At 65.9% G+C, this 6179-nt stretch carries 6 protein-coding genes; all 6 read left to right on the forward strand.

What is annotated here, in order from left to right:
* The first annotated feature begins 2 nt into the window (after positions 1-2).
* The 6 genes from VGN82_RS06025 (at position 3) to VGN82_RS06050 (ending at position 5970) form a co-directional block, all read left to right on the forward strand.
* Positions 3-1373, forward strand: a complete 1371-nt coding sequence (locus tag VGN82_RS06025) for an MFS transporter (protein WP_327526089.1) — start codon at positions 3-5, stop codon at positions 1371-1373.
* A 19-nt stretch (positions 1374-1392) separates the two neighbouring features.
* Positions 1393-2100, forward strand: coding sequence for a nickel/cobalt transporter (locus tag VGN82_RS06030; protein ID WP_327526090.1), 708 nt, complete (start codon positions 1393-1395; stop codon positions 2098-2100).
* 135 nt (positions 2101-2235) lie between these two features.
* Positions 2236-3054, forward strand: coding sequence for a sulfurtransferase/chromate resistance protein (locus tag VGN82_RS06035; RefSeq protein WP_327526091.1), 819 nt, complete (start codon positions 2236-2238; stop codon positions 3052-3054).
* An 11-nt stretch (positions 3055-3065) separates the two neighbouring features.
* A complete protein-coding gene (chrA, locus tag VGN82_RS06040; protein WP_327526092.1) occupies positions 3066-4466 on the forward strand; it encodes a chromate efflux transporter in 1401 nt (466 codons plus the stop codon).
* A 1-nt stretch (position 4467) separates the two neighbouring features.
* A complete protein-coding gene (locus VGN82_RS06045) occupies positions 4468-4695 on the forward strand; it encodes a hypothetical protein (protein ID WP_327526093.1) in 228 nt (75 codons plus the stop codon).
* Between the two features lie 165 nt (positions 4696-4860).
* Positions 4861-5970, forward strand: a complete 1110-nt coding sequence (locus VGN82_RS06050) for a Cj0069 family protein (protein ID WP_327526094.1) — start codon at positions 4861-4863, stop codon at positions 5968-5970.
* Positions 5971-6179: the final 209 nt, after the last annotated feature.

Here is a 6179-nt window from a genome sequence, read left to right on the forward strand (position 1 = left end):
CAATGCTCGCCGTCCTCGCCAACCGCACCTATGGCCGGCTCTTCCTCGCGCAGGTCATCGCATTGCTCGGCACTGGCCTGCTAACCGTCGCGCTCGGGCTGCTTGCCTTCAACCTCGCGGGCGACAGAGCCGGCACGGTGCTCGGCACAGCACTCGCGATCAAAATGATCGCCTATGTCACCGTGGCGCCGGTCGTCGGCGCCTTCGCGGCTCAGTTGCCGCGCAAGGCCTTCCTGATTGCCATGGACCTAATCCGAGCGGGCATCGCGCTGCTGCTCCCGTTCGTCACCGAGATCTGGCAGATCTACATCCTGATCTTCCTGCTGCAATCGGCCTCGGCGGCCTTCACGCCGACCTTCCAGGCCACGATCCCCGACGTGCTGCCGGCAGAGAACGACTACACCAAGGCGCTGTCGCTCTCGCGGCTTGCCTATGATCTGGAGAGCCTGGTCAGCCCGATGCTGGCGGCCGCGCTGCTGACGTTGATCAATTTCCACTGGCTGTTTTCCGGAACGGTCGTCGGTTTCCTCGTCTCGGCCGCGCTCGTCCTCTCAGTGACCTTGCCGATCTCGCCGGCGGTGGTCCGCACGGGCGGCATCTACGACAAGACCGCGCGCGGTATGCGGATCTATCTCGCGACGCCGCGCCTCCGTGGCCTGCTCGCGCTCAACATGGCGGCGGCCGCCGGCGGTGCGATGGTGATCGTCAACACGGTCGTCTTCGTGAAGGGCCGCCTCGGGCTCGGCGACGGTCAGGTCGCGCTCGCGCTGGCCTGCTTCGGCGGCGGCTCGATGATCGCCGCGCTGGCGCTGCCGCGCCTGCTGGAGAAGCTTGCCGATCGACGCGTCATGTTCACGGCGGCGATCTACCTAGGCTGCGTGCTCGTGATCGCGGCGGCGCTCCTGTTTGCGGTCGCGGGAATCGACGTCTCGACCTCGACGACAGTCGCGAGCGCCGGGCTCTGGCCGGGACTGCTGGCAACCTGGCTCCTGCTCGGCCTAGGCTATTCGGCGGTGCAGACCCCCGCTGGACGTCTGCTGCGACGCTCGGCCCATGCCGAGGACCGGCCGGCCGTCTTCGCCGCCCAGTTCGCCTTGTCGCATGCCTGCTGGCTGGTCACCTATCCCCTGGCGGGATGGCTTGGAGCGGCATTGCCCGTCTCCCTGACCTTCGACGTCTTCGCATTGCTGACGCTCGCCTCCGTGGCCGTCGCGGCGAACGTCTGGCCATCCGACGAGATCGGTGACGTTGCTCACCGCCATGACGACCTGCCCGCCGACCACCCACACCTCGCCGGCGTCGAGCACGGTCGTCATGCCCATGCCTTCGTCATCGACGATCTCCATCGGGAGTGGCCCGAGCGGGTGGGCTGAACGAGGGCGCGGCGGTGTGATGGACTGGGCGATCGGCTTTCAGCGTGGCCTTCACACGCAGGCTCTGGCTGCCTTGAAGGCGCTGCCAGACGCCGGCATCGCTGGCATGCCGGCGCTGGTGGTCGCAGCCTTCAGCTTCGGCATGCTGCACGCGCTTCTGCCAGGCCATGGCAAGTCGCTGCTGGCTGCCCACTACGCCGGTGAGGGCCGCTGGCGCGGCGCGATGCTCTCCAGCGCCATCCTGATCCTGACCCATGTCGGCTCGGCGATCGTCATCGTCTTGACCGGCGCCGCGATCATCCAGCGCACCCTGGTCGGCGCCGGCCGGGCGCCGCTCCTGGAGCGCTCCAGTCAGGTCCTGATCGTTCTGGTGGGACTGTGGCTGCTCTGGCGGGCGTTTCGACCGCACCACCACGGCCATGGCCGGTCGGGACCGGCGCTCGCCTTCGTCGGCGGCCTCGTCCCCTGTCCGCTGACGACCTTCATCATGGCCTACGCCGTGGCCAACGGACTCGTCCTCGCGGGGCTGCTTCTGTCGGCGACCTTCGCCAGCGGCATGATCGTGACGGTCGTAGCGTTTCCGCTTGTCGCCATTCTGTTCCGCAGCCGCCTCGTCGCCATACTGGAACGAACCGATGGCCTGCGGCGTCGCATCGGGCTTTGGCTGGAGGTCGCAGCCGCCTTGGCGGTGACAACGCTCGGCCTTTGGCCGCTGATGGCGCGGTAGGCGGGCCAGCACGATCTTGTTGCAAGGGAACGCGCCTTTTGGTTCAAGATTGGCCCAAGGGGTTCTTCGCGACGACCCCGTGAGGCGTCAGCCCAATGTTCGCGTCCACCTTCCTCGTTTCAGGGATGGACGCTCATGTCTTCCAACATCCAGATCACTGCTGCCCAATTGTCCCGGCTCGTCGGTCTCCCCGGGACCCCAACTATCGTCGATGTCCGGATTCCCGACGATGTCGCGCTCGACACACGCATCCTGCCCGGCGCTGATCATCGGTCCCACAAGAACGTTGCGAACTGGGCCCGCGACTACGCCGGTCAGCGCGTTGTCGTGGTCTGCCAGCGCGGCCAGAAGCTAAGCGAGGGCGTCGCCGCCTGGCTCAGGCATGAAGGCGTGGAGGCCGAGAACCTCGAAGGCGGTTTCGAGGCCTGGCGCGACGCTGGAGGCCTGCTGGCCTCAACTGCCAAGCTACCGCCGCGCGACGCCGCGGGCCGGACGCTGTGGGTGACGCGCTCCCGGCCGAAAGTCGACCGCATTGCCTGCCCGTGGTTGATCCGCCGCTTCGTCGACCCCAAGGCCGTGTTCCTGTTTGTCACGGCGGCTGAGGTGCCCGACGTCGCCGACCGGTTCGGTGCCACCCCGTTCGACATCGACAGCGTCTTCTGGAGCCATCGTGGCGAACGCTGCACCTTCGACATCATGATCGAAGAGTTTGCACTGGCTTCGCCGGCACTCGACCGACTGGCCACGATCGTGCGAGCGGCCGACACGGCTCGCCCGGATATTGCTGCCGAGGCACCCGGCTTCCTTGCAGCCTCGCTTGGCCTGTCTCGGATGTTCAGGGACGATCTCGAGCAGCTCGAAGCCGGCATGCTGCTCTACGACGCCTACTATCGTTGGTGCCGGGACGCGACCGAAGAGACCCACAACTGGCCGTCCGGTCCGAAGTCGGCTTGAGGGAGAGAGCCATGACCCTCGCAACCTCACACGACGCCACCATCGCACCTCCATCCATTCCGACCTTCGCGGAGGCAGTCAAGGTCTGGGCCAGGATCGGCTGCCTCTCCTTCGGCGGGCCCGCGGGCCAGATCGCGCTGATGCACAAGGAGTTAGTCGAGGACCGCCGCTGGATCGGCGAGCAGCGGTTCCTGCACGCCCTGAACTACTGCATGCTCCTGCCGGGCCCGGAGGCCCAGCAGCTCGCGATCTATATCGGGTGGCTGATGCATCGCACGATCGGCGGCCTCATGGCCGGTCTGCTCTTCATCGTCCCCGGCGCGCTGGTAATGCTGGGCTTGAGCCTGCTCTACGTCCTTTTTCGCCATGTGCCGCTCGTCGATGCCGTCTTCTTCGGCGTCAAGGCGGCCGTTCTGGCCGTGGTCGTCGAAGCGGGCTTGCGGATCAGCCGGCGCGCCCTGAAGAACCGCGCCATGGTCGTGATCGCGGTCGCCGCCTTCATCGGCATCTATCTTTTCAAGATCCCGTTCCCGATCATCATCCTCGCGGCGGGCCTCGTCGGCTGGCTGGGGCACCGCTACGCGCCGACGACGTTCGCCGGCAGCGGGCATGGCGCCAAGGCCGGCGCATCCGAATTCAAGGGCGTCGTCGACCTGATGTTCGAGCGGGGGGAGCTCGACCACGCCACGCCGTCGGGCGCCAAGGCCCTCAAGACCTGCGCGATCTGGCTGCCGATCTGGCTTGGTCCTGTGCTGGCGCTCTGGCTACTGACGGGCAGCACTAGCGTCTGGACGCAGGTCGGCGGCTTCTTCAGCACCATGGCGGTCGTCACCTTCGGTGGGGCCTACGCGGTGCTGGCTTATGTCGCCCAAGCGGCAGTCGAGACCTTCGGCTGGCTGGCTCCCGGCGAGATGGTCGATGGCCTGGGGTTGGCCGAGACCACGCCTGGACCGCTGATCCTCGTCCTCCAGTTCGTCGGATTCCTCGCGGCCTATCGCTCACCGGGCGGACTCGATCCGCTCGTGGCCGGCAGCCTCGGCGGGCTCCTGACGGTCTGGGTCACCTTCGCGCCATGCTTCTTCTGGATTTTTCTCGGCGCCCCTTACGTCGAGGCGCTGCGCGGCAACAAGGCGCTCTCTGCCGCGTTGACAGCGATCACGGCAGCCGTCGTCGGCGTCGTGATGAACCTGGCGTTGTGGTTTGCGCTCCACGTCGTCTTCCGCGAGGTGCGCTCAGCCGAATTCCTCGACCTCGCGCTCGATCTCCCCGTGCTGTCGTCGCTCGACTGGCGCGCCGCCCTGCTCTCGGTCGCCGCCATGATCGCGATGCTGCGCTTCAAGATCGGCATGATCCCGACGCTCGCTGCGGCGGCGCTCGCCGGCGTCCTGATCAAGCAGGTGGCAGGAGGTTGAGATGGGCAAGCCAACGGCGAGCCTAGCTCTGGCCGCTGTTCTGCTCGTTGGCGCTGGCCTTGCGCCGGCGGCTGCGGAGAGCCGCCCGGAACTGAATGGCTTCAAGCGAATCCATGGCACGGCGATCTCGAAGCTCATGGCCGGCAAGGAGTTCAGCGACGGCGTCCATTGGCGATACAGCTTCCTGCCGGGCGGCGCGCTCACGGAGTATGCCATGAGCCGCCGGTAGGACCTGCGCTGGCAGATGAAGGACGACGCCTTGTGCTGGACATCGGCGCGAGGGGAGGACTGAGGTCTGGACATCGAGCACCGTCCTTCGGCTCCACCCAGTTGGGCCGGGCGTTCCTTTGGATGGAAGCCTGTCACGGCTGGTTCCTTAGCTAATGGGTGCGTCATGACCGTACAAACCTCAGGAAGGATCGCCATCCTATGGCGCGGCGATCGCGAGGCCCGACTGCACGCGACCGCGCGGTATTCCCGCTTCCATCTGATCTTTGAGGAACTGGCGAAGCTCGGTATCACCGCCGAGCCGGCAGTTTACGATGAAGATACGCATGAGGAAGTCCGCGCGCAGCTCCAGCAGGTCGACGGCGTGCTCGTCTGGGTCAACCCGCTCCAGGACGGGAGGACGCGCCTTCGGTTGAACCAGCTCCTCCGCGAAGTCGCGACCGCGCGATGCTGGGTCAGCGCCCATCCTGACGTCATCGCTAAGATGGGCGTCAAGGACGTGCTTTTCCGCACTCGCGGGATGAGCTGGTCCGCGGGCGTCGAACTCTACGAGTCGTTCTCCGATTTCCAGACCAGGTTCCCGAAGCAGCTCGCGCTTGGTCGTCCACGCGTTCTCAAGCAGAGCCGCGGCAATGATGGTCAGGGCGTCTGGAAAGTCGAGAGGGTGGCTTCCGCATCGGGCACGGGAGAGGTGCGCGTCCGAGAGGCCCATGCCGGAAGCGAGCCCACGACGATGGCTCTGGCTCGATTCTTCGCGTCGTGTCGACGCTACTTCGACGATGGCGGCGCGGTCGTCGACCAGCCCTTTCAGCCAAGGCTCCGCGATGGCATGATTCGGTGCTACGTGAGCGAGGACCGTGTCGTCGGCTTCGGTCACCAGCATCCGCAAGGGCTGATGGATCCCGCTGCGATGCATCCGGACGCGGCACTTGGCAAGGTCATGTTCCCGGCCGATGCGCAGCGATTCGGGCGGCTGAGGCAGACGATGGAGGTGGACTGGATTCCGCAATTGATGGCGTGCCTCGACGTCGCCAAGGGCGACATGCCCGTGATCTGGGACGCCGATTTTCTCTACGGTCCGGTCGATGAAGCTGGAGCGGATACTTACGTGCTGTGCGAGATCAACGTCAGCTCGGTGTTCGCCATCCCCGACCAAGCCGCGAGCGCAATCGCAGAGTGCGTGTTGGAGCGGTTTGAACAACGAGTGAGTGAAAGCCGTGTGGCGGCTGCCTGTAGCATCAGAGGTGTGAGATCGCCTGCAATGTTGGCCCCGTGAGGGGCGGTTATCGCTTTGGAGGTTGGGTCTGACGCAATTTCGCTGACGGTCGGGATTATTGCGCGCCGATGAGGCGCGCTTGGAGAAGGTCGATCTTTCCACGGCCGTACATCTGGCGTTTGACAAGCTTGAGACGGGTGATCTGCCCTTCGGTTTGGCCGTTTGACCAAGTCGAGAGGATTGCCGCTCGCACGGCGACTTCGTCGCGT

Origin of the sequence: Allobosea sp. (assembly GCF_035999205.1) — a bacterium.
Classification (GTDB): domain Bacteria; phylum Pseudomonadota; class Alphaproteobacteria; order Rhizobiales; family Beijerinckiaceae; genus Allobosea.